19 protein-coding genes are annotated in these 20547 nt (G+C 73.7%); 5 read left to right on the top strand and 14 right to left on the bottom strand.

What is annotated here, in order from left to right; genetic code table 11:
* Positions 1–38 precede the first annotated feature (38 nt).
* Genes Ae717Ps2_RS25675 through Ae717Ps2_RS25665 form a run of 3 tightly spaced genes read right to left on the bottom strand, consistent with a single transcriptional unit; the run spans position 39 to position 1735 of the window.
* Positions 39–446, bottom strand: a complete 408-nt coding sequence (locus Ae717Ps2_RS25675; RefSeq protein ID WP_075333984.1) for a hypothetical protein — start codon at positions 444–446, stop codon at positions 39–41.
* 9 nt (positions 447–455) lie between these two features.
* Positions 456–875, bottom strand: a complete 420-nt coding sequence (locus Ae717Ps2_RS25670) for a DUF1772 domain-containing protein (RefSeq protein WP_075312671.1) — start codon at positions 873–875, stop codon at positions 456–458.
* On the bottom strand, positions 872–1735 hold the full coding sequence (locus tag Ae717Ps2_RS25665; RefSeq protein WP_075309579.1) for an NmrA family NAD(P)-binding protein: 864 nt from the start codon (positions 1733–1735) through the stop codon (positions 872–874). Before Ae717Ps2_RS25665 ends, Ae717Ps2_RS25670 begins: the two co-directional genes overlap by 4 nt.
* A 122-nt stretch (positions 1736–1857) precedes the next feature.
* Here Ae717Ps2_RS25665 and Ae717Ps2_RS25660 point away from each other — a divergent pair, with 122 nt between their 5' ends.
* The 3 genes from Ae717Ps2_RS25660 (at position 1858) to Ae717Ps2_RS25650 (ending at position 4630) form a co-directional block, all read left to right on the top strand.
* On the top strand, positions 1858–2883 hold the full coding sequence (locus tag Ae717Ps2_RS25660; RefSeq protein WP_075309581.1) for a cupin domain-containing protein: 1026 nt from the start codon (positions 1858–1860) through the stop codon (positions 2881–2883).
* 414 nt (positions 2884–3297) lie between these two features.
* Positions 3298–4035: an SDR family oxidoreductase gene (locus Ae717Ps2_RS25655; protein WP_075309583.1), complete on the top strand. Its 738-nt coding sequence runs from the start codon at positions 3298–3300 to the stop codon at positions 4033–4035.
* Between the two features lie 55 nt (positions 4036–4090).
* Positions 4091–4630: a bifunctional nuclease family protein gene (locus Ae717Ps2_RS25650; RefSeq protein ID WP_060713990.1), complete on the top strand. Its 540-nt coding sequence runs from the start codon at positions 4091–4093 to the stop codon at positions 4628–4630.
* A 59-nt stretch (positions 4631–4689) separates the two neighbouring features.
* Here the strand turns inward: Ae717Ps2_RS25650 and Ae717Ps2_RS25645 are convergent, their stop codons facing one another.
* Genes Ae717Ps2_RS25645 through Ae717Ps2_RS25630 form a run of 4 tightly spaced genes read right to left on the bottom strand, consistent with a single transcriptional unit; the run spans position 4690 to position 9672 of the window.
* Positions 4690–5817 carry a GDSL-type esterase/lipase family protein gene (locus Ae717Ps2_RS25645; RefSeq protein WP_075312675.1) on the bottom strand — a complete coding sequence of 376 codons (1128 nt, stop codon included), beginning with the start codon at positions 5815–5817 and terminating at the stop codon, positions 4690–4692.
* On the bottom strand, positions 5814–7091 hold the full coding sequence (locus tag Ae717Ps2_RS25640; protein WP_075309585.1) for a Gfo/Idh/MocA family protein: 1278 nt from the start codon (positions 7089–7091) through the stop codon (positions 5814–5816). The genes Ae717Ps2_RS25645 and Ae717Ps2_RS25640 overlap by 4 nt, the downstream gene beginning before the upstream one ends.
* 33 nt (positions 7092–7124) lie before the next feature.
* Positions 7125–8699 carry a GMC oxidoreductase gene (locus tag Ae717Ps2_RS25635; protein ID WP_075333983.1) on the bottom strand — a complete coding sequence of 525 codons (1575 nt, stop codon included), beginning with the start codon at positions 8697–8699 and terminating at the stop codon, positions 7125–7127.
* Positions 8700–8739: 40 nt separating this feature from the next.
* Entirely contained in the window at positions 8740–9672 is a 933-nt protein-coding gene (locus tag Ae717Ps2_RS25630; protein WP_075309589.1) for a sugar phosphate isomerase/epimerase, read from the bottom strand.
* Positions 9673–9842: 170 nt separating this feature from the next.
* On the opposite strand from Ae717Ps2_RS25630, the gene Ae717Ps2_RS38465 reads away from it, so the two are divergent.
* Positions 9843–10484, top strand: coding sequence for a TetR/AcrR family transcriptional regulator (locus Ae717Ps2_RS38465; protein ID WP_020622308.1), 642 nt, complete (start codon positions 9843–9845; stop codon positions 10482–10484).
* Between the two features lie 100 nt (positions 10485–10584).
* Here the strand turns inward: Ae717Ps2_RS38465 and Ae717Ps2_RS25620 are convergent, their stop codons facing one another.
* The 5 genes from Ae717Ps2_RS25620 to Ae717Ps2_RS25600 all read right to left on the bottom strand — a co-directional run bounded on the left by Ae717Ps2_RS25620 (position 10585) and on the right by Ae717Ps2_RS25600 (position 17279).
* Positions 10585–12450 (bottom strand): ABC transporter ATP-binding protein, encoded by a 1866-nt coding sequence (locus Ae717Ps2_RS25620; RefSeq protein ID WP_075333982.1) that lies wholly within the window; start codon positions 12448–12450, stop codon positions 10585–10587.
* 49 nt (positions 12451–12499) lie between these two features.
* A complete protein-coding gene (locus tag Ae717Ps2_RS25615; protein WP_075309593.1) occupies positions 12500–13735 on the bottom strand; it encodes a multidrug effflux MFS transporter in 1236 nt (411 codons plus the stop codon).
* 101 nt (positions 13736–13836) lie between these two features.
* A complete protein-coding gene (locus Ae717Ps2_RS25610; RefSeq protein WP_020622305.1) occupies positions 13837–16158 on the bottom strand; it encodes an FdhF/YdeP family oxidoreductase in 2322 nt (773 codons plus the stop codon).
* A 126-nt stretch (positions 16159–16284) separates the two neighbouring features.
* Entirely contained in the window at positions 16285–16767 is a 483-nt protein-coding gene (locus tag Ae717Ps2_RS25605; protein ID WP_043276520.1) for a carboxymuconolactone decarboxylase family protein, read from the bottom strand.
* Between the two features lie 41 nt (positions 16768–16808).
* The gene (locus tag Ae717Ps2_RS25600) at positions 16809–17279 is read right to left on the bottom strand and encodes an Rrf2 family transcriptional regulator (protein ID WP_075333981.1); all 471 of its coding nucleotides are present in this window, start codon (positions 17277–17279) and stop codon (positions 16809–16811) included.
* Between the two features lie 197 nt (positions 17280–17476).
* On the opposite strand from Ae717Ps2_RS25600, the gene Ae717Ps2_RS25595 reads away from it, so the two are divergent.
* Positions 17477–17662, top strand: coding sequence for a hypothetical protein (locus Ae717Ps2_RS25595; RefSeq protein WP_020622302.1), 186 nt, complete (start codon positions 17477–17479; stop codon positions 17660–17662).
* 72 nt (positions 17663–17734) lie between these two features.
* Here Ae717Ps2_RS25595 and Ae717Ps2_RS25590 read toward each other — a convergent pair whose 3' ends face one another.
* Both Ae717Ps2_RS25590 and Ae717Ps2_RS25585 read right to left on the bottom strand, forming a co-directional pair.
* Positions 17735–19726 carry an acyl-CoA dehydrogenase gene (locus tag Ae717Ps2_RS25590; RefSeq protein WP_075309597.1) on the bottom strand — a complete coding sequence of 664 codons (1992 nt, stop codon included), beginning with the start codon at positions 19724–19726 and terminating at the stop codon, positions 17735–17737.
* Complete coding sequence (locus Ae717Ps2_RS25585) at positions 19723–20427, bottom strand: TetR family transcriptional regulator (protein ID WP_075309599.1); 705 nt, start codon at positions 20425–20427, stop codon at positions 19723–19725. The genes Ae717Ps2_RS25590 and Ae717Ps2_RS25585 overlap by 4 nt, the downstream gene beginning before the upstream one ends.
* Positions 20428–20547 lie beyond the last annotated feature (120 nt).

The raw sequence follows: 20547 nt of genomic DNA, 5'->3' as shown, positions 1-20547 counted from the left end.
CCCCAGCTGTGCACAGCCCTGTGGACAACTCCGGTGGGTCACCGACGACGGGTGCGCCGGACCGTCGGTGAGTCCATCGTGTCGCCGGCCATCTCCCGGGCGATCCGCACGACGTGCGCGCGGATGTCCGGGGGCTGGTCGGCGATCCGCAGCGCCAGCCTCTCCAGCACCGAGGCCAGCCCGAACGCGATCTCGGGACGGCTGAGCCCGGCGTAGTGCGCCTGCACGGCCTCGTGTCGCAGGGCCGCCGCGGCGGCGAGCACCGTCTCGCGGTCGGTGCGCAGGGCGGCCAGTCGCTGTCGTTCGTGGATGTTCATGCTCCCCCGGTCGTCGTCGCGGAGCCGTCGCGGACGACGGCCGGTCCGCACCCGGGGGAGCGGGCGCGGCGACCAGCGTGCCCCGCCCTCCCCGGCCGGCGCCAGGCGGGTCCCCGAGATGTCGCACACACGTTCGACTCAGAGCAGCAGCAGGGCCACGCCGAGTGTCGAGACCGCTCCCCGGAGGTGGTTCGCGGCGCTCCAGCGCGGGGCGAAGGCGGCCCAGTCGCCGTCGCGCTCCAGGGCGTTGTTGAGCGGGATGTTCACCGCGGCGGTCACGACGAAGCCGGCCAGCACCGCGACCCCGCCGGCGATCCGCAGCGGCTGCCCGCCGAGCACCCCGGCCACCGTCACCGCGCAGGCGAGCAGCGCTGTGCCGGCGAACAGTGTCCCGAACAGCGGATTCACGATCGCCCGGTTCACCCCGCGCATCACCGCGACCGCCTCCGCCGCGGGACGACGGCGCAGGGCGGGCAGCACCGCGACCGAGAACGCCAGGTAGATCCCGCCGAGCAGACCCGCCCCGGTGGCGGCGGCGCCGTCGAGGAACCCGGTCATCCCGCCACCCCCGCCGCCCACTGCTCGACGGTCAGCACGTCGTCGACGGCGCCCCGCGGCTCGTGCGCGCGGATCTCCCCGCGGTTGAACGCCCGGTTCATCGCGACGTGCAGCCGCGCCCCGTCCGCCGGCATCCCGGCCCCGCGCAGCAGCTGCTCCATCTCCTCGTCCGGGACGCGCACGTAGGTCAGGTCGGGCAGGCCCAGCGCGGGCCCGAGCGCGGCGACGACCTCGGGCACCGTCCGGTCCGCCGCGCCCTGCACTTCGACGACCTCCGGTGCGTCCGGGGCGAGCAGCGCCGCGGCGGTGGCCCGTCCGACGTCGCGGGTGGCGACCATCGGCAGCGCGACGTCGGGGTCCACGGAGTCCGCGTGCACCCCGTGCGCCCGCATGGCGGCGAGCGACCACAGGAACGACTCCAGGAACAGGCCCGGCCGGACCCGGGTGACGTGGGCGTCGAGCGTCGCCACCCGGGCCTCCTGGTCGTGCAGGCTGCCCAGGTAGCCGGTCACGGCGAGGTCCGGGCCGCCCGGGACCTCCGCCCCGAGCGAGCTCAGCGCGACGACCCGGGGCACGGCCGCGTCGCGCAGCGCGGCGACGACGGACTCCCCGAGCCGGGCCTGGTGGGCGGCGTGGTCGGGCGCGGTGACCTCGAAGGGCAGCAGCACGAAGGCGGCGGCCGCTCCGTCGAACGCCCGGCGCAGGAACGCCCGGTCGCCGAGGTCGCCCGGCCACGGCCGCACCCCCGGCGCGGCGACGGCCGGGCGGCGGGCGACGGCACGGACGTCCACCCCGGCCGCGGTCAGCTCCCGGACGACCTGTGCTCCCACGTTCCCGGTCGCCCCCAGCACGGTGATCATGTCGAACTCCTCTCGTCGGTGTCCGTCCACGATTACCGCCGACGAGCGGACGCAGAATGGCTGTGTGTCCACAGATGATGCTCATCCGTCCACAGCTGGGGATGAGCTGTGGACGAACTGTCATGCTGTGCACCGTGTCCACCGCGCCGCCGTTCCCGGCCGCCGACCCGCTCGGGGAGGCGCTGCACGTGCTGCGCATGGACGGCGTCTTCTACTGCCGCTCCGAGCTCGGCGAACCGTGGGGGATGACGCTGCCGGCGACGCCGGGCTGTCTCTGGTTCCACGTCGTCACCTCCGGCGGATGCCGGCTGACCGTCGACGGCGCTGCCGACGGCGCTGCCGGCGGGACGGCGGGCGGGACCGACCGCGAGCTGCGGCCCGGTGAGCTCGTCGTCGTGCCGCGGGGGACCGGGCACGCGCTGCGCAGCGCGCCCGGCGTGCTCGCTCCGGACATCCGGTCGATCCCGCACCCGATGCTCGACGGGCGCTACGCCCTGCTCCGGCACGGCGGCGACGGTCCGGTGACCCGGATGGTGTGCGGCGCGGTCCGGTTCTCCCACCCCGCCGCGGGCGACCTCGTCGCGAGCCTGCCCGACCTCGTCCGGGTCGAGCCGTCGCCGATCGGGGACCGGGTGCAGGACACGCTGCGGCTGCTGGCCGCGGAGGTCGAGCACGGTGGCCCCGGCAGCGACGCGGTGATCACCCGGCTGGCCGACGTCCTGGTCCTGCAGGCGGTGCGCGGCCGGCTGCAGGCCGACGCGGCCACCCGCACCGGCTGGCTCGGGGCGCTCGCCGACGACCGGATCGGTCGCGCGCTCGCCGCGGTGCACCGCGAGCCGGAGCGGGACTGGACCGTCGCCGCGCTCGCCGCGACGGCGGCCATGTCGCGCTCGGCGTTCTCCGCCCGGTTCACCGAGCTCGTCGGCGAGCCCGCGATGAGCTACGTGACCCGGTGGCGGATGCACGCGGCCGCCGAATTCCTGTCAGGGGGGAGTGGGACGGTGGCGCAGGCGGCCCACCGGTTCGGCTACCGCTCCGAGGCGGCGTTCGCGCGGGCCTTCGCCCGCGTCGTGGGGGAACCCGCCGGACGGGTGCGCCGACACGGGCTCGCAGGCACGGCCGATGCCCTGGCCGCTTTCCGAACCTGACCCCGGACCCTCGCACACACGTTCGACACAGGCCTGCTACGCTGCGACGACGCCGCCAGGAGAGGAGCAGTGCATCGAGTCGATCGTCTCGTATCCGGATCTCTCGCGACCGTCCTAGACGGCGGTATGCGGTGGCATGTGCGCGTGTCGATGCCGCCGTATGGGGCTGTCTAGCTCATGGACGAGAGAGCGGTACAGAGTTGGATCGACGGTCGATGTGCTCGTCTGCGCTTCTCTCGGACTGATCCGAGACAGGGCTAGAGGGCGCTACGTGTGCCCGCGCGCTCGGGTCGTCTGCGGCTCTCTAGTGCGGGCGCGAGACGACCGGAGAGAGCCCGAGGTGCCGTCGACCGAGCCGGCCGCGTGACGATCTGCGTCCGGGGGCACCGGCCGGGGCCGTGGCAGGGTGGGCCCATGAGCGGTGTGGCGGTGGTGACCGGGGCCGGGTCGGGCATCGGCAAGGCGGTGACCCGCGGTCTGCTCGACGCCGGCTGGCGGGTCGCGCTGGCCGGTCGTCGGCGCGAGGCACTGACCGAGGTCGCGGCGGGCCGCGACGGGACGCTCGTCGTCCCCACCGACGTCACCGACCCCCGGTCGGTCGAGGCCCTGTTCGCGGCGGTGCACGAGCGCTGGGGTCGGGTCGACCTGCTGGTCAACAACGCCGGCACGTTCGGCGCGGGCGGCACCGTCGACGAGATCTCCGTCGACGACTGGAACGCGGCCGTCGCGGTCAACCTCACCGGCTCGTTCCTCTGCGCCCGGGCGGCGTTCGGGGCGATGCGCGGACAGGACCCGCAGGGCGGCCGGATCATCAACAACGGCTCGATCTCCGCGCACGTCCCCCGGCCGGGCAGCGCGCCCTACACCGCCACCAAGCACGCGATCACCGGGCTGACCAAGTCGCTCTCCCTCGACGGCCGTCCGTTCGGCATCGCCTGCGGGCAGATCGACATCGGCAACGCGGCCACCGAGATGACCGCGGGCATCGCCACCGGCGCGAAGCAGGCCGACGGCTCGGTCCGGCCCGAGCCCACCTTCGACGTCCGGCACGTCGCCGACGCCGTGGTCTCCATGGCCGGCCTCCCCCTGGAGGCGAACGTGCAGTTCCTGACGATCGCCGCGACGACGATGCCCTGGCTCGCCCGCGGCTGAGGATCGTCTCGTTCTGAGACTTCCGTCACCCCGTGTCGCGGGGGACACTGGGCAGATGACCCGGACGATGCACGTCCTGCGCCTGATCGTGCACGCCAGATCACGCCAGCCGGTGCTGCTGCTCGGCGAGGCCGACGGCGACCGCTGCGTGCCGGTGTTCCTGCGGCCGCCGCAGGCCGAGGTCATCGCCGTCGGTCCGCGGGACGACGAGGGCACCCCCCTCACCCAGGACGTGCTGCTCCCGGTCGTCGAGGCGCTCGGGCGCACCCTGGAACGGGTGGAGATCTCCGACCTCGTCGACGGCGTCTACACCGCCGAGCTGGTCTTCGACGGCGACACCAGGCTGGTGGTGCGCCCCTCGGACGCGTTGGCGCTGGCCGTGCGCGAGGGGCTGCCGATCGGGATGGCCGAGCACGTCCTCGACGAGGTCGGCCAGGCCGTCGACGACGTCCTGCCCCCCGACGGCGACGACACCACCGGCGCCGCCGCACAGGCCCGCGCCGCCACCGCCGGTCCGGCGGACGCCCCACCGGAGCAGCAGATGCAGGAGTTCCGGGAGTTCATCGACGAGGTGTCTCCGGAGGACTTCCGCTAGGGCGCGTCACCGCGCGCGTGGTCGGGTGACGATGCGGCGCGACACCTGCGGGGCGGGCGTCACACGAGCCGGCCGAGTACCTCGGCCGCGGCCACCGCCATACGGTCCAGGCCCTCGTCGCCGGGGTGCAGGTGGTCCCCGCTGTCGAAGCGCGGGTCGAGCGCGACCGAACCCGGCCCGGCGCTCAGTGCGGCGTCGAAGTCGACCACGGTGCGCCCGCTGCCGGGGCCACGGATCCACGCGTTCACCTCGGCACGGCACAGCTCACGCCGGCGGTCGAAACCCTCGGCGCCGTCGAACGGCGTCAGTGTCGCCAGCACCACCGGCAGGCCCGCGTCGTCGGCGCGGCTCGCGATCCCGTCCAGCGCCCGGATCAGCTGCCCGGCGGTCGGCAGCTGGTCCGCGGGGGCCATCGTCCCCGGATGGCCGAGATCGTTGACCCCGAGTGCGACGACGAGGTGGGTCCGGCCGGCGGTCGCGAGCACGTCCCGGTCGAACCGGGTCCGGCCGGCCGCCCCGAAGAGCGGCCCGAAGGGACCGGCCCCGTCGAGCCGGAGCCGGTTCCCGGCGATGCCCCGGTTGACGACCGCGACCTGCCGGTCCCGCAGCCGTCGTGCCGTGCGCTCGGGCCATCCCGCGGCGGTGATCGAGTCCCCCAGACAGACCACGACCGGTGCGGGGACGGTGCGGAGCACGTCGACGCCGCGCAGCAACGGCGCGGGCAGGTCCATCTCGGAACCGTCGGGCAGCGCCAGCACCGGGGTGTCCCGGCCGGGGAACTCGTCGGCCCCCGCGTGGTTGCCGGGCGCGGACGGACGCCACGTCGCGGTGGACACGTTCGCGGTCGCGTACCGCCAGGTGTCCGGCAGGTACAGGTCCACCTCGACCGTGTCGCCGGCGAGGACCGCGAGATCCACGGGATCGCAGGTGAGGTCCTCCCCGGCGGGGACCTCCACCGCGGGCTGCCCGCCGAAACGCATCGGGCCGGCGCGCCCGGCCACCCGCACCGCGGCCCGGCCGATGTGCAGGGGGGCCGTCCCGAAGCGGTTGCTCAGGCTCACCCGAAGCCGGTCACCACCGACGCCCGCCTCCACCACGATCCGCACCGTCACGTCGCGGAGCTCGAGGTCGGCCACCCCCACGTCGGTGACGGCCTGCGTCCAGCTCGCGGTCCAGGCCGGGCTCACGATCCCGCGTCCCGGGACGCGGCGGCCCGCGGGTTCCATGCCCCGCGGGCGACGGCGGGGACGAAGTCCGCGAGGTCGTCCTCCAGCGAGACGGTGCGGCCCTGTTCGGCCGAGGCGTAGGCCGCCATCAGCAGTCGCACGACCTCCAGTCCGTTGGCGAGGGACTCCGGGGGCTGCTCGCCGCGCAGGAACGCCGTCGCGAAGGTCGCGTTCTCCGCGGTGTAGCCGTAGCTCGCCGACTCGTCGGGGACGATCGGCATGAGACCCTGCTCAGCGTTCTGCTTCTCCAGCAGGTCCTCGCCGCGGTCCTGCTCCAGCCTGCGGGACAGGAAGACCTTGGCCTCGGTGTCGAGGGTGTCGGCGGACATCGAGTACTCGGGGCCGAGCATCTCGAACGACAGCCGCAGCCCCGCGCCGACGTAGCTCCACGAGGTGGTGGCCTCGACGACCACGGGCTCGCCGTCACCGTTGCGGAACTCGAAGACGGCGTGCGCGTAGTCCTCCGACGGCGTATGCCGGTAGTCGGGGACGCCCGGGTACCGCTCCAGCAGCTCGGTGGCGTAGCGGGCGCGGCCCCACTTGAGGGAGGCGATCGAGGCCGACACCGAGACCGGGGTGAGCCATGTCGCCGGGTCGGTCCCGGGCGGGGTGAGCAGGTAGCGGCCGGCCTCGACGGAGTGGCACATCATGTCGCTGAGCACGCCGCCCCCCTCCTGCTCGCCGTTCCAGAACCAGGTGCTGTGCGGGCCGGAGTGCTCCTCGGCCGCGCGTGCCAGGTAGGGCGTCCCCGCCGCCGGGACCGCCCGGCCCCAGACCAGCGCGTGCGAGCGGACGATGGCCGGTGCGAACACCTGGTTCTCCAGGTAGCCGTGCAGCAGACCGGCGCCGGTCACGAGCGCCAGCACCTCGGCTGCCTCGGCCACCGTGCGCCCGAGCGGCTTCTCGATCGCGATCCCACGCAGCTGCGCCCGCCCCGCGCTCACCTCCTCGCAGATCGCGCGGACGACCTCGAGCCGGGCGTGGTTGGGTACCAGCACCCAGACTGCGTCGACCCGGGGGTCCCGGACGAGTGCGGCGACGTCGTCGTAGGCGGTGACGGCGGACCCGACGCCGAGCACCTCGGCCTCCCGGGCGAGCGCCTCGGCCGAGGTGAGGCTGCGTGAGGCGGTGGCGACGACGTCGCCGTCGCGGACGCCCTGCCACGACCGGACGTGGAAGCGGCCGATGAATCCGGCGCCGACGATGCCGACGCCCAGTGTCGTACGGGTGGCCATGACGTGCTCCTTCGTGGTTCGGGGTCGCCCGGTCTACGCCGTGGCCGCGGGGGTGGCGCTGCGGGTCGAGGTCAGGCTCCGGGCGATCGCGGTCGCGGCCCGCCACGCCAGCGCCACCGTCGTCAGCGTCGGGTTGGACGCGGTCGAGGTGGGGATGACGCCGTTGCCGCCGACGTGGAGGTTGTCGACGCCCCAGACCCGCAGCCACGGGTCGCAGACCGACGAGCCGTCGTCGGCCTCGCCCATCCGGACGGTCCCCTGGTAGTGCAGTGAGGACCCGCCGGCGGCGAGCGCCGGGGGTTCGTGCAGCGTGCCGATCCGGCGTGCCGCGCGGACCGAGTTGGTCGTCATCTGCTCGATCGTCGCCCGGTCCCGGTCGGTGTGGGAGTAGCGGATCCGCATCCGCGGCATGCCGTAGAAGTCGGTCTCGGTGTCGCTGAACTCGACGGCGTCGGTGGCGCGGAGGTCCTTCGCCCCGTACCAGGCCAGGACCGCGAGCCGGGCGGAGGCGCCGGCGCCGTCGGTCGGGTCGCCGCCGCCCAGGCTCATCCGGTAGGCGGAGTTCGCGAGCAGCATCACCCCGCCCTGCATGGGGCGGGCGTCGGAGAACGGCGTCAGCACCGAGCGGACGTTGCGGGGCTCGGGCGGGAACAGCGCCGGGTCGAACTCGTCGGCCAGGGACACGAACGAGGTCACCTGGAAGTGCTCGTTGAGGTAGCGCCCGAGGGCGGCCGGGCGGATGCCCGAGGCGTACAGGACCTGCGGCGTGCGCAGCCCGTCGGCACACACGACGACGTGCCGGGCCCGGACCTCGTAGGTCCGTCCCGACCGTCGGTCCTCCAGCACCGCGCCCACCGCGGTGCCGTTCTCCACGAGCACCCGCCGAGCCAGGGTCTCGGTCCGCAGCTCGAAGCCGGGCACCGTGGCCTCGAGGTCGCCCAGGATGCTGCCGGTCCCGCTGAACCGCAGCGTGTCGCCCTCCCAATGGGTGGCGGTCGGCATGAACCCGGTCGGGGTCAGCCCTGGCCCGTCGAACTCCTCGGCCAGCGCCGACCGGACCGCTTCGGGCAGCCCGTGGCCCGGCGTCGGCGGGGTCGTGGCGCCCAGCAGCCGCTCGGCGTGGTCGAGGGCGGCGTCCATCTCGGCGGCGGGCACGAACGGGATGCGTTCGGACTGCTGCGGGCGGGGGCTCGAGGTGCCCCAGTGGATCCCCATCCCCCCGACCCCGCTGGCCATGCTGGCCGCGGGCAGCCCGACCTCGCCCGGGGCGGGGGACGGCCGTGGGTCGGCGAAGAACAGGCCCGGCAGGATGGTGTGCCGGAACTCCAGGCTGGGGTCGATGCCGTCGGCGACGTCGGACAACGCCGCCGCCCGCTCGACGCCGGTGTCCGGGCCCTGGGTGAGCAGCTGGGCCGCGGCCCGGTCGTCGTCGGACATGTTCTGGGTGTGGTCGCCGCGGGCGCCGGGGACGGCCGGTCCGACCTCGACCATCAGGATCCGAGCCGTGGGGACGGCGTCCCCGATGGTCCGGGCGTAGGTGGAGCCGGCAGGGCCGCTCCCGATCACGAGCACGTCGACCCGGGGGTCGTCGGCGTCGATGGAGGTCATCTCGGTCCTCTGCGAGGTCGGTGGGGTGGGCCGGTGCGGGTCAGCGGGTGGTGGCGAACGCCGCGGCGGTCAGGTCGAGCACCTGCCGGGTCCTGGCCCACGGGTCGCCGCCGGTGCCCTCGTACTCGACCGTCAACGGGCCCCGGTAGCCGTGCCGGGCGAGGATCGCGAACGCCCGCGGGAGGTCGACGAGCCCGACGGACCCGTCGTCGTCGACGGCGTGGGCCTTGACGTGGACGAGCTCGGCACGCCCGGCGAGCGCCTCGATCCCCCGGTACACGGGTTCGAGCGCGGCGCTCCCGCGCAGCGGCAGCGGCGGGCTGTCCGGGTCACCGGTGAGCGCGGCCGTCATCGGCCCCGTGATCACGTCGAAGTTCCCCAGGTCGAGCAGCAGGCCCAGGTTCTCCTGCCCGACGGCGTCGAGCAGCCGGGTCATCCAGACGGCGTTGCTGGACGGTCCGCCGTGGTTCTCCACGAGCAGCCGCACGCCCCGGTCACGGGCGTGGGCGCCGAGCACGGACAGCGCGTCGACCAGGTGCTCCGGCGGGGTGATCCCGTGGTTCGGGCTCAGCGGCGAGCCGGGGTTCACCCGGACGAAGGTCGAGCCCAGTGCCGCGCACCGGTCGATCCAGGTCGTCAGGGTCGCGACGTCGTCGGCACGCCGGACGGGGTCCTCGGTGAGCAGGTCGCCGACGTCGACGGCCACGTTGAGCAACCGCGTGCCGGCGGCCGCCGCCTCCGCGGCGAACCGGTCGAGCCGGGGGTCCTCCGGGCCGGTGAACTGGAACGCCACCGTCTCCACCCCCGCGACGCCGAACCGGGCGGCCGCCAGACGGGGGAACTCGGCGATGTCGAACAGCGCCGGGAAGTCGGTGCTGAACCGGATCTCGCGCCCCTCGGGAGCGACGACGGTGAGGTCGATCGGTCCGAGCTGCTCACGCAGGCTGAAGGACGACACGGACAGGATGCTCATCGGGTTTCCTCTCGTGGGGGCCCGTCATGCCGGCCTGCTCGCTGCAGGCGAGTCCCCGTGCAGAGCCGAGCTATGAGTAGTGAGAACTGATTGGTAGTAACTACCATATTGTGGTGACACCCTGTCAGGTGTCAAGCCCGATCGGAAGTCGAACCGGGTACGATCGCACCATGGGTCTGCGGGAGATCAAGGCGGCGCGCGCCCGGCAGCGGATGATCGACGTCGCCGTGGAGCTGTTCCTCGAACAGGGCTACGACGACACGACGATGGAACAGATCGCCGAGCGTGCCGAGGTCGGCACCACGACGCTCTACCGGTACTTCCCGACCAAGGACCTGCTGCTGCTCGACCGGGTCGTGCGCGGCATGGACCTCGGGGAGCGCCTGCGGGAACGGCCCCCCGGCGAGCCGGTCGGCGAGGCGTTGACCGCGGTGCTGCGCGAGGCCGCGGCCGACTTCGATGCGCCGGACCTGCGTATACCGGAGATCCGGCAGCTGGTGGACGTGGCCCCGGTTCCCCGGGCGCGGCTCTGGGACTTCCAGCTGAGCGCGCGGACACAGCTGGAGGCCGCCCTGGCGACCCGGATGGGGCGTCCCGCGAGCGACCTCTCGGTGCGGCTCACGGCGGCGTTCGCGCTGGAGGTGCTCGTCATCAGCGACGATCTGCGCCGGTCGCGCGGCTACGCGCCGTCCGCCTCGGACTCGCTCGAAGAGGTGCTCGCCGGCCTCGCCGGGACCGAGATCGTGCTGCCCGCCATCCCGTCCGCGGTCGGGTCGGCGGCTGCGGGGGGCTCGCCTCCCCGCACCGGGTGAGCTGCTCGGTCCGGGGCGGGACGAACCACGACCGCCTCCGCCGCCCGACCCACCTGCCGTCACCGGGACGGCCACGGTCCGGGTGGTCCAACCCCGGCCATCACACCTGGACGGCCGATGCCGGCGCCTCGGCCCACAGCTCGGCGTAGCGCCCGCCCCGGGCCAGCAGCGCGGTGTGGCCCCCGCGCTCGACGATCCGGCCCTGTTCGAGCACGAGGATCTCGTCGGCGTCGCGGACGGTGGACAGCCGGTGCGCGATGACGAGCGCGGTCCGCCCGTCCAGCGCCTCGGCCAGCGCCGCCTGCACCGCGGCCTCCGACGTCGTGTCCAGGCTCGCCGTGGCCTCGTCCAGCACCACGATCCGCGGGCGTGCCAGCAGCACCCGGGCGATCGTCATCCGCTGGCGCTCCCCGCCGGAGAGCCGGTACCCCCGCTCCCCGACGACCGTCGCGAGCCCGTCGGGCAGCGACGCGACCAGGCCGTCGAGCCGGGCCCGGCGCAGCGCCGCCCACAGCTCGGCGTCCGTCGCCTCCGGTGCCCCGATCCGCAGGTTCGCCGCCACCGTGTCGTGCAGCAGGTGCCCGTCCTGGGTCACGAACCCGACCGCGCGGTGCACCGACGCCGCGGTCAGCTCCCGCACGTCGACGCCGCCGATCCGGACCGCCCCGGAGGTGACGTCGTAGAGCCGGGCGAGCAGCTGGGCGACGGTGGACTTCCCGGCCCCCGACGACCCGACGACCGCCACCATCGCCCCGGGTGCCGCGGTGAACGACACGTCGTGCAGCACCTGCTCACCGCCGCGGGTGTCGAGCGTCGCGACCTCCTCCAGCGACGCCAGCGACACCTGGTCGGCCCTCGGGTAGGCGAACGACACCCGGTCGAACTCGACGCCGACCGGCCCGTCGGGCACCGGGCGCGCGCCCGGCGCGTCGGTGATCATCGGCTCCAGGTCGAGGACCTCGAGCACCCGCTCGAAGCTCACGAGCACCGTCATGATCTCCATCCGGGCCCCGGCCAGCGCGGTCAGCGGCTGGTAGAGCCGGGTCAGCAGCAGCGCGAGCGCCACGACGTTCCCCGCGGACAGCGCCCCGGCCAGCGCGAACCCGCCCCCGACGCCGTAGACGACGGCCACGGCCAGCGACGACGCGAGCGTCAGCGCCGTCACGAACGTCCACTGCAGCATCGCCGAGCGCACCCCGATCGCGCGGACCCGGTCGGCCCGCTCGGCGAACTCCGCGGACTCCTGCTCCGGGCGGCCGAACAACGTGATCAGGGTGGCGCCGGGCGCGGAGAACCGCTCGGTCATCCGGGTGCTCATCGCCGCGTTGTGGTCCGCGGCCGCCCGTTCCAGCGCGGCCAGCCGCCGTCCCATCAGCCGGGCCGGGACCAGGAACGCCGGCAGCAGCAGCGTCACCAGCAGGGTCACCGGCCAGGAGATCACCAGCATCGCGGCGAGCGTCAGCGCCAGCACGACGACGTTGGACACCACCCCGGCGAGGGTGTCGGAGAACGCCCGCTGCGCCCCGAGGACGTCGGAGTTCAGCCGGGCCACCAGGGCGCCGGTGCGGGTGCGGGTGAAGAACGCGACCGGCATCCGTTGCACGTGGTCGAACACGGTGGTCCGCAGCTGGTGGATCAGGCTCTCGCCGAGGTTCGCCGAGTACCAGCGGGTCAGCATCGACAGCGCCGCCTCGACCAGCGCGACGGCCGCCATCAGACCGGCCAGCAGCGCGAGCACCGACAGCGGCTCGCCGCGGGTCACCGCGTCGGTGGCCCGCCCGGCGAGCAGCGGCACCGCCACCGTCAGCACCGCGGCGGCGGTGCTCACGGCGAGGAACGCCGCGATCCGCCGCCGGTGCGGCCGGGCGAAGTCCAGGATCCGGCGGGCCGTCTCCCCCGCAGGGCGGGTGCGCCTGCCAGGTTCGGTGCTCGCGGTGCGCAGGGCCGTCCAGGTGCTCGCGTCCATGGTGCGGGACGCTATGATCTGAAGCTGACTTCAGGCCAAGAGTCGGCCGTCAGGCGGTCGCGAGCTCGGGCTCCTCGTTCAGGTCCGGCAGCGTCCACGGCCGCGCGACGGCGACCAGCGCGATCCCGGCGAGCGCGATCGCGCCGAACATCGCGGTGCCCATCGCGGCCGCGTCGTTGCCGAGCAGCCCGACGACCGGGGACGTCGCCGCGCCGATCCCGAACTGCAGCGACCCCAGCAGTGCCGACGCCGTCCCGGCGGACTCGCCGTGCCGGGCCAGCGCCAGCGCGGGCGCGTTCGGCAGGACGAAGCCGCAGGCCAGCAGCAGTGCCCACACGCCGGCGAGCACGGCGGGCAGCCCGCCGGTGCCGGTCGCGGTGAGCACGGCCAGCACGAGCCCGACGAGCACCCCGGCGGCGACGGCGATCGACATCACCCGGCGGGGCTCGACCCGGCGCAGCACCACCGGGTTGAGCTGGGTGCCGACGACCAGCCAGATCGCACCGGCGCCGAAGGCGATGCCGAACGTCTGCTGGTCCATCCCGAACTGCTGCTGGTAGACGTACGCGGCGCCGGAGACGTAGCTGAACAGCGCGCCCATCGCGAGCCCGGCGACGAGCACCAGCCCGACGAAGGTCCGGTCGCGCAGCAGCCCGCCGTAGGTCGCCACGGTGGCGCCGAACCGGGCCGACCGGCGTCGGGAGACGGGGAGGGTCTCGGGCAGCCCCGAGGTGACCACGGCCAGCATGACCAGGCCGTAGCCGGCCAGGAACAGGAACACCCCGCGCCAGGAGACCCAGTTGAGCAGGGCCGCGCCGAGGGTCGGGGCGAGCACCGGGAAGGCGCCCATCACCAGGATCAGCCGCGAGAGCATGGTCGCCGCGGCCCGGCCGGTGAACAGGTCGCGCACCACGGCGAGGCCGATCACCGCGCCGGCCGAGGCGCCGACGCCCTGCAGGACCCGCAGCACCGCCAGCACCTCGATGCTCGGGGCGAGGGCGACCAGCGCCGAGGCCAGCACGTGCACGGCGGTGCCGGCAAGCAGGAGCCTGCGGCGGCCGTAGGCGTCGGACAGCGGGCCGATCACCAGCTGGCCGAGCGCCAGCCCGGCGAGCGTGCCGGTCAGCGTCAGCTGCACGACCGGCTCGGACGCGACGAGGTCGCGCCCGACGTCGGGCAGTGCGGGCAGGTAGGTGTCGATCGTGAGCGGGCCGAGTGCGATCAACGCACCCAGGATCAGCGCGATCCGTAACCGGCTCGGCGCCGTGACTGCGGTCGTGGTCACCGGTGTGTCCCCCCTCGTGTGGCCGCACGGTGCAACCTCGCGAGGGGTGACGCCGATTCCGCCCGGGCGTCACCGGGCGGGTGAGCGCGCTCACACGTCGATCACCGGGTGGCGGGCTCCAGCCGGACCTGGACCCACTTCGACGTCGGGCACCGCGACGACTCCGCGTAGGACTCCAGCGGGATCAGCGGGTTCGTCTCCGGGTAGTACGCGGCGATGCAGCCCTTCGGCGTCGAGTAGGACACCAGCCGGAAGTCGTCCGCGCGCCGCTCGCTGCCGTCGGTCCACTCGCTGACCAGGTTCACCCGGTCACCGTCGGCGAAGCCCAGCTCGCGCAGGTCGGCGTCGGAGATGAACACGACCCGGCGACCGGAGTGGATGCCGCGGTAGCGGTCGTCCAGGCCGTAGATCGTGGTGTTGAACTGGTCGTGGCTGCGCAGGCTCTGCAGGACCAGGCGGCCCTCGGGCAGGGTCACCACCTCCAGCGGGCTGACGGTGAACTCCGCCTTGCCCGACGCCGTCGGGAAGGTGCGGCTGTCCCGGGGCGGGTGGGGGAGGGTGAACCCGCCGGAGCGGGCGACCTTCTCGGTGTAGGCCTCGCAGCCCGGGACGACCCGGCCGATCCGGTCGCGGATGCGGTCGTAGTCGGCGGCGAAGTCGGCCCACGGGACGAGGTGGTCCGCGCCGAGGGTGGCCCGCGCGATCCCGCACAGGATGTCGACCTCGGACCGCAGCAGCTCACCGGCCGGCTCCGAGCGGCCGTGCGAGGCGTGCACCGCCGACATCGAGTCCTCGACGGTGACCCGCTGCGCCCGGCCGCCGGTCAGGTCCTTCTCGGTGCGGCCGAGGGTGGGCAGGATCAGCGCGTCGGTCCCGGCGACGACGTGCGACCGGTTCAGCTTGGTGGAGATCTGCACGGTCAGCGCGCAGCGCTCCAGCGCGGGCTCGGTGACGCCGGTGTCCGACATCGCCTGGGAGAAGTTGCCGCCCAGCCCGACGAAGACGCTCGCCCGCCCGTCCGCCATCGCCTGCACCGCGGCGACCGAGTCGTAGCCGTGCTCGCGGGGCGGCTCGAAGCCGAACTCGTCGCGGATCGCGTCGAGGAAGCTGTCCGCGACCCGTTCCCAGATGCCCATCGTGCGGTCGCCCTGCACGTTGGAGTGGCCGCGGACCGGGCACAGGCCCGCGCCCGGCTTGCCGATCATGCCCTGGAGCAGGGCGACGTTCACCAACTCCTTGATGGTGGCCACGGCGTTGCGGTGCTGGGTGATGCCCATGGCCCAGCAGTTCACGATCCGCTTCGAGGTCGCGAGCATCTCCGCGGCCTTCTCGATCTCGCCCCAGGTGAGCCCGGTCGCGGCGACGACGGCGTCGCGGTCCAGGTCCTTCACGTGCGCGGCGTAGGCCTCGAAGCCGTGGGTGTGGCGCTCGATGAAGTCGCGGTCCAGCACGCTGCCCGGGTTGCGGTCCTCGGCGGCGAGGAGCAGGTGCCCGAACGCCTGCCACAGCGCGAGGTCGCCGCCCGAGCGGATCTGCAGGAACTCGTCGGCCAGGTGGGTGCCGATGCCGCTCATGCCCCGCACGGTCTGCGGGTTGTCGAACTTGAACAGCCCGGCCTCGGGCAGCGGGTTGACGGCGAGGATCCGCGCGCCGTTCTTCTTGGCGATCTCCAGTGCCGAGAGCATGCGCGGGTGGTTGGTGCCCGGGTTCTGCCCGGAGATGACGATCAGGTCGGCGTCGTGCAGGTCCTGCAGCGAGACCGAGCCCTTCCCGATGCCGATCGCCTCGGCCAGCCCGACCGAGGTCGACTCGTGGCACATGTTCGAGCAGTCGGGCAGGTTGTTCGTGCCGTAGGCACGGGCGAACAGCTGGTAGACGAACGCGGCCTCGTTCGAGGCCCGGCCGGAGGTGTAGAACAGCGCCTCGTCCGGGCTCGACAGGCCGCGCAGGTGCGTCCCCACCAGGTCGAACGCGTCGTCCCACGAGATGGGCTCGTAGTGCGTGCCGCCGGCCCGGCGGACCATCGGATGGGTCAGCCTGCCCTGGCTCTCCAGCCAGTGCGCGCTGCGCTCCCGCAGGTCGGCGATGGAGTGCTCGGCGAAGAACTCCGGGGTGACGCGACGGTTGTCGCCCTCCCAGGCCACGGCCTTCGCGCCGTTCTCGCAGAACTCGGCGGTGTGCCGCTCGCCGGGAGCCGGGTCCGGCCAGGCGCAGCTCATGCAGTCGAAGCCGTCGACCTGGTTCATCGTGAGCAGGTTCTTGGCGGACTTCACGACGCCCTGTTCGGCGAGGGAGCGCTTCATGGAGATGGCAACGGCCTTCGCCCCGGCGGCGGAGGTCTTCCGCTCCGAGACGCGCAGATCGGACTCCTCGGTGTCGACCGGGGGGTGGATCGGGGCGCTGTTGACCGGGGTGGGGGACACGGGCACCTCATCTGGAACACAACGACGGCGGAACGGGCCAGATTACCCACGGAGGCGGGGCAGGGAAACGATGCTGCCCCGCCGTGGGACGTGACGACCAGCCGGTCCGCGGATGCGCGGGAAAGGTCAGGGCCGCGCCGCGGCCGCGGCGCGGCGGTGGCTCCCCGCCACCTGCCGGGTGGCGACGCTGATCCGGTTCCAGGCGTTGATGGTCGCGACGGAGAGGACCAGCTGGGTCAGGGCCTTCTCGTCGAAGACGGCGGCGGCCTCGTCCCACACCGGGTCCGGCACGGCGTCGGTGCGGTCGGCGAGCCGGGTGAGCTCCTCGGTCAGGGCGAGCGCGGCGCGCTCGGCCCTGCTGAACCACGGGGCCTCCCGCCAGGCGGCGACGGAGAGCAGGCGCTCCACGCTCTCCCCGGCGTCGAGCGCGTCGTGGGAGTGCATGTCCACGCAGAACCCGCAGCCGTTGACCTGCGAGGCGCGCAGCCGCACGAGCTCCTGCAGGGCGCGGGGGAGGACGGTGTCGTCGCGGGTGGAGGACTCCAGCGCGAGCAGCGCGCGGTAGCCGTCCGGGACGTGGCGGTAGGGCCGGGTGATGCGCGGTTCCATGAGGGTCTCCTCCGGGTGGGTGGTGGCCGTGGCCGGTGCGGTCACGGTGCGAGTGCGGCCCGGACGCGCTGCGGCGCCTCCGGGGTGGTGCGGACGACGTCCGCGGCGACGTCGGCGAGCGAGCGGCCGGCCAGCTCCCGGCGCCAGGCCAGCTCGGCCGAGCGCATGGACAGCGAGATCGCGCAGTGGCCGGAGTAGTCGAGCGCCGGGTCGCCGCCCGGTGCCGCTCCGAGGATCGAGGTGCAGCGGAACGCGTCCTCCGGTCCCTCGACCGCGACGACGACGTCGAGCAGTGACACCTGCTCCGTCGGTCGGGCGAGCCGGAAGCCGCCGCGCGGGCCCGGGACGGACTCGCAGATCCCGGCCCGGACCAGCGTCTGCAGCTGCTTGTTCAGGTACGCGGCCGGGAGGTCGTAGAACCCGGCGAGCCGGGCGCCGGGCACCGCGTCGCCGACCCAGGCCAGGTTCAGGCAGCAGTGCAGCGCCCATTCGACGCCCTGTCCCATCCGCATGATCTGGACACTACACATCCTGGATATGAGATGTCCAGGAATCGACGTGATCATGGTCTCGGCGAGTGTGTCCGACAGATGACGGCAAACGCATCGATGTAAGCGGTCAGTTACAGGTACCGCCCGAACCTGGAAATCGGGTGCACCGGTCTTTCACAGTCGGTCCGTACGAAAGCCCCCCGAAGGAAGGAACCACCATGGACAAGCGTCGTATCGCCGGTCTGGCCGCTGCTGCCGTCGCCGCCCCGCTGCTGATGCTGGGTCTCACCGGCACCGCCAGCGCGGCCGAGATCACCCCGATCGCCGAGGTCGTCGACAGCACCGTCGCCGACCTGTCGTCGACCCTCGGCGCGGTCCTCGACGCCCTGGGCCTCGCGGCCTGACCCAGGCCCGACGACGGACGGCCGGCCCCGGGTCACCGGGGCCGGCCGTCGTCGTGTCGGGTCGGGGGCGGGTCAGCCCGCCTCGACCTGCTCGGTCAGCGGCTCGGCCGGTCGCCCGGGGGCCGGGGCCCAGGCCTCGTCGTCCAGCATCGGGCAGGCCAGCCACTCGTCCGGGATGCCGAAGCCGTCGACCAGCGTGCGGGCGTACGGCCGCAGCTCCTGGCACAGGCCGTTGACCAGCGGCCGGATCGAGCGCGACTCGGCGGCGGTGAGCCGCCCAGTCTCCAGGTACCAGGCGCGCTCGCGGTCGATCACGCTCAGCACGTGCAGGTCGTAGACCCGCTCCAGCAGCGCCCGCACCGCCGGGTCGTCGATCGTGGCGAGCTTGTCGGCGAAGGAGCGCTCGACGAGGGTGTCCACGTGCGCCCGCGCGGCGACGAGCAGCAGGTCCTGCGCGGAGTTGAAGACGGTGAACTCGTCGTTGCCCTTGCGCATCGCGGGGGCGAGGTTGCGGATCGCGGCGGCCAGGGTGTCCGCGCGGCGGATCTCCAACAGCTCCCGGCGGCGCCTGCGGTCGGTCAGGTCGATCCCGCGGAACGGGATCCGCCGGGTCAGCGACGCGGCGCCGGTCCGCTCGGCGAGCACCCCGGCGAGCTGACGCCCGAGCAGCGGCGCGATCTCGAGAGGGTTGCCCTTCTTGATCGTGCGGCCGTAGTCCGACAGCAGCTCCTTGGCCAGCAGCTGCAGCAGGACCGTGTTGTCGCCCTCGAAGGTGGTGAACACGTCGGTGTCCGCCTTGAGCGCGGGCAGCAGGTTCTCCTCCAGGTAGCCCGCGCCGCCGCAGGCCTCGCGGCAGGTCTGGATGGTGTGCGTGGCGTGCCAGGTGGCGATCGCCTTGATGCCCGCCGCGGACTGCTCCAGGGTGCGCTGCTCGCGCGCGCCGACCGGGCCCGCACCGGGTGCCTGGATGTCGTGCATCCGCTTCACCAGGTCGTCCTGGGTGAAGTGCAGCGCGTACGTGGTCGCCAGCGCGGGCAGCAGCTTCTGCTGGTGGGCCAGGTAGTCGAGGACGGCGATCTCCTCGCCGGTCGCCGGGTCGGCGAACTGGCGGCGGCGCTCGCCGAAGCGCACGGCCAGGGCGAGCGCCTTCTGCGCGGCCCCGCCGGCACCGCCGGCGACCGAGATCCGGCCGCGGACCAGCGTGCCGAGCATGGTGAAGAAGCGGGCGGTCTCGTTCTCGATCGACGACGAGTACGTCCCGTCCGGGGCGACGTCGGCGAAGCGGTTGAGCAGGTTCTCGCGCGGGATGCGCACGTGGTCGAAGGTCAGCCGCCCGTTGTCGACGCCGTTCAGGCCGGCCTTGCGCCCGTCGTCGCCGATGGTCACGCCGGGCAGGGCGTTGCCGTCGGAGTCGCGCAGCGGCACGAGGAAGGCGTGCACGCCGGGCTTCTCGTCGCCGGTGACCAGCTGGGCGAACACCACGGCCATCCGGCCGTCGCGCGCGGCGTTGCCGATGTACTCCTTGCGTGCCTGCGGGTACGGGGTGTGGACGACGAACTCGCCCGCCGCGGCGTCGTAGGTGGCCGTGGTGTGCAGGTGCTGCACGTCCGAGCCGTGGCCGGACTCGGTCATCGCGAAGCAGCCGAGCAGCTCCCCGTCGATGATCTTGCGGAGGTACTGCTCGTGGTGGCGCTCGGTGCCGAGTACCTGGACCGCGCCGCCGAACAGTCCCCACTGGACACCGGCCTTGACCAGCAGCGACAGGTCGCCGTAGGCCAGCATGGCGAACGCGGTGACCACGCCGCCGACGTCGCCCTCGCCGCCGACGGACGGGTCGAAGCCGGTGTGTGGGCGGCCGGAGGAGGTCAGGAACTTGAGCGAGTCGGTGATGCGCCCGCGGTAGTCGGCCGAGGACAGGTCGGGGTCCGCGCGCATGTCGGCGTTGGCCGCGAGCTGCTCGCGGGTCTGCTGCCGGACGTGCGCCCACCGTCCGTCGACGACCGTGCGGAGGGTCTCCGCGGGGATCCGGTCGGGCGTGGGCAGGGTGCTGGTCTGGGCGTTCACGGGTGAACCTCCTGCACGTGCGATGCCAGGCCGGAGAGTCCGGACCAGGCCAGGTCGGTGAGATGGGTGGCGAGCTGCTCGCGCGGGGTGCCGTCGGGGCGGGCGAGCCAGTCGTCGGCGGCGCCGCGCACCAGTCCGACGATCGCGTGGCCCCAGATGCGGGCCGCGGCCCGCCGGTCGGTCTCCCCGGGGGCCGGGTCGCCGAGGTGGCCGGCGATGACCGCGGCCACCTCGTCCCCGATCACGGTCACGAGGTCGTTGACCGGGTCGTGCCCGCCGTCGGTGGCGGGGCTGCGGCGTGCGGTTCCCTGGGTGAGCAGCGGGCGCTGTACCACGAACCGGTACAGCTCCGGGTCGATCTCGATGAGTCTCAGGTAGGCGTCGATGCCGGCGGCGACGGCGGCGCGCGGCCCACGGCCGGAGTCGGCCAGGGCCGCGGCGGTGGCCCGGCGGACCTCGGCGAGCAGGACCCCGGCCACCGACTCGCAGATCGCGGTGTAGAGGCCGGTCCGGTCGCCGAAGTGCCGGTAGATCACGGTCTTGCTGGTGGCGGCGGACGCGGCGATCTCGTCCATCCCGATGCCGGCGCCGTGCCGGCGGATGGCACCGATCGCAGAGCCCACGAGTGCGGCCCGCCGCTGCTCGCGGTGGGCGTCCCATCGGCTGTCGCGCTTGTCCCGTCCGGCCTTCACGAAACCCATAGTACCGTGTACCTTGAGTACCGGCTACCCCGTGGTAACGACGAACCACGACCCGATGCTCCGCCCACCGGGGCCCGCGCGCAGCGTGGTCACCCCGATCGGGTGGGGCGGGACCCGAAC

This window comes from Pseudonocardia sp. Ae717_Ps2 (assembly GCF_001932475.1).
GTDB lineage: Bacteria > Actinomycetota > Actinomycetes > Mycobacteriales > Pseudonocardiaceae > Pseudonocardia.
This window is presented reverse-complemented; position numbering and strand designations above follow the sequence as displayed.

What these genes read in the sequence shown, in the direction of transcription:
- Ae717Ps2_RS25670 (WP_075312671.1), bottom strand. Translation starts at nt 875, where the DNA reads ATGACCGGGTTCCTCGACGGCGCCGCCGCCACCGGGGCGGGTCTGCTC.
- Ae717Ps2_RS25665 (WP_075309579.1), bottom strand. Translation starts at nt 1,735, where the DNA reads ATGATCACCGTGCTGGGGGCGACCGGGAACGTGGGAGCACAGGTCGTC.
- Ae717Ps2_RS25660 (WP_075309581.1), top strand. Translation starts at nt 1,858, where the DNA reads ATGCTGTGCACCGTGTCCACCGCGCCGCCGTTCCCGGCCGCCGACCCG.
- Ae717Ps2_RS25655 (WP_075309583.1), top strand. Translation starts at nt 3,298, where the DNA reads ATGAGCGGTGTGGCGGTGGTGACCGGGGCCGGGTCGGGCATCGGCAAG.
- Ae717Ps2_RS25650 (WP_060713990.1), top strand. Translation starts at nt 4,091, where the DNA reads ATGACCCGGACGATGCACGTCCTGCGCCTGATCGTGCACGCCAGATCA.
- Ae717Ps2_RS25640 (WP_075309585.1), bottom strand. Translation starts at nt 7,091, where the DNA reads ATGGCCACCCGTACGACACTGGGCGTCGGCATCGTCGGCGCCGGATTC.
- Ae717Ps2_RS25635 (WP_075333983.1), bottom strand. Translation starts at nt 8,699, where the DNA reads ATGACCTCCATCGACGCCGACGACCCCCGGGTCGACGTGCTCGTGATC.
- Ae717Ps2_RS25630 (WP_075309589.1), bottom strand. Translation starts at nt 9,672, where the DNA reads ATGAGCATCCTGTCCGTGTCGTCCTTCAGCCTGCGTGAGCAGCTCGGA.
- Ae717Ps2_RS38465 (WP_020622308.1), top strand. Translation starts at nt 9,843, where the DNA reads ATGGGTCTGCGGGAGATCAAGGCGGCGCGCGCCCGGCAGCGGATGATC.
- Ae717Ps2_RS25620 (WP_075333982.1), bottom strand. Translation starts at nt 12,450, where the DNA reads ATGGACGCGAGCACCTGGACGGCCCTGCGCACCGCGAGCACCGAACCT.
- Ae717Ps2_RS25605 (WP_043276520.1), bottom strand. Translation starts at nt 16,767, where the DNA reads ATGGAACCGCGCATCACCCGGCCCTACCGCCACGTCCCGGACGGCTAC.
- Ae717Ps2_RS25600 (WP_075333981.1), bottom strand. Translation starts at nt 17,279, where the DNA reads ATGCGGATGGGACAGGGCGTCGAATGGGCGCTGCACTGCTGCCTGAAC.
- Ae717Ps2_RS25595 (WP_020622302.1), top strand. Translation starts at nt 17,477, where the DNA reads ATGGACAAGCGTCGTATCGCCGGTCTGGCCGCTGCTGCCGTCGCCGCC.
- Ae717Ps2_RS25585 (WP_075309599.1), bottom strand. Translation starts at nt 20,427, where the DNA reads ATGGGTTTCGTGAAGGCCGGACGGGACAAGCGCGACAGCCGATGGGAC.